This is a genomic window from Psychrobacter sp. 1U2, assembly GCF_051847575.1.
In genome coordinates, this window is record NZ_JBPYDC010000317.1 from 1 (window position 1) to 1,210 (window position 1,210).

Sequence of the window (1,210 nt, forward strand, 5' to 3'; positions counted from 1 at the left end):
GTATTAATTAGTATTGTAGAAGGCATTGATGGTAAGTCGATTCGCCCATTGATGGATGATATTAAGTCCAAACTGCAAGACAGCGTGATCGTCTTAGTGGGTGATAAAGATGGACAGCTAGCGTTGGCGGCCAGCGTAGCCAAGTCAGTCACTGCTCGTATTAAAGCTGGTGATATCGTTCGTCATCTTGCTGGCGAGTTAGGAGGTAAAGGCGGTGGTAAGCCTGATTATGCCCAAGGTGGCGCGTCCAAGACCGATAACATAGGCGCAGTTATTACAGCTCTACCAGCGTGGATTAAGTCACAACTTGGTTAACAAGAGGCTCAGAGTTCTATAACTTATCTGATTGGTTATAACAGTTATAACCAATCGCCATGTATCTAATGGCTGTTGCGACTTAAAATCAGCGTGCTAGTGTGGTATAAAGTATGGCGGTCAGCTCTTAATCCAGTCTGCCAACGAAAAAAACAATTAATAGCACAGCAGTTTTTATGATCCGGCTTTATCTTTGTTAGTGTTTACCTCGAGCAATAGGAATAAATAGACTCATTACAGGTTAACACTAGCAACTTATAGACAGCCATTGACGAATAATAGGTAAATTTTATGGCTTTAATAGTGCAAAAGTATGGTGGTACGTCGATGGGCAGTATCGACCGTATCAAAAATGTCGCAAAGCGCGTCAAACGTTGGCACGATAATGGCCATCAGATTGTCGTTGTAGTTTCAGCCATGAGCGGTGAAACCAACCGTTTGATTGATCTGGCTCGCCAAATTAGTAGCCAACCAGATCCTCGTGAATATGATCAAATGGTCTCAACTGGTGAGCAAGTTTCTATCTCACTCTTAGCCATGGCAATTAAAGACCTTGGCGTGGGTGCTCGCTCAATGACTGGTCGTCAAGTAGCGATCAAAACGGATAACGCGCACAATAAAGCACGTATCGAGAGTATTGATGATAAAAACATACGTGAACAACTAGACGCTGATAATATCGTTATCGTGGCAGGCTTTCAAGGTATCGACGAGTATGGCAATGCTACTACCTTAGGACGCGGCGGCTCTGACACTACAGGTGTTGCGATTGCAGCTGCCTTAGGCGCAGATGAGTGTCAAATTTATACGGATGTTGATGGCGTCTATACCACCGACCCACGTGTGACCTCAAAAGCCAAAAAGCTTGAAAAGATCACCTTTGAAGAAATGCTCG

General features: G+C 44.1%; 2 protein-coding genes. Both read left to right on the top strand.

The features are described from left to right. The coding region (locus ACS8FD_RS15455; RefSeq protein ID WP_439276499.1) for a DHHA1 domain-containing protein at positions 1-315 on the top strand (315 nt) is incomplete at its 5' end. Between the two features lie 291 nt (positions 316-606). Beyond that, positions 607-1,210: aspartate kinase (locus ACS8FD_RS15460; protein WP_439276500.1), on the top strand; the 604-nt coding region annotated here is incomplete at its 3' end.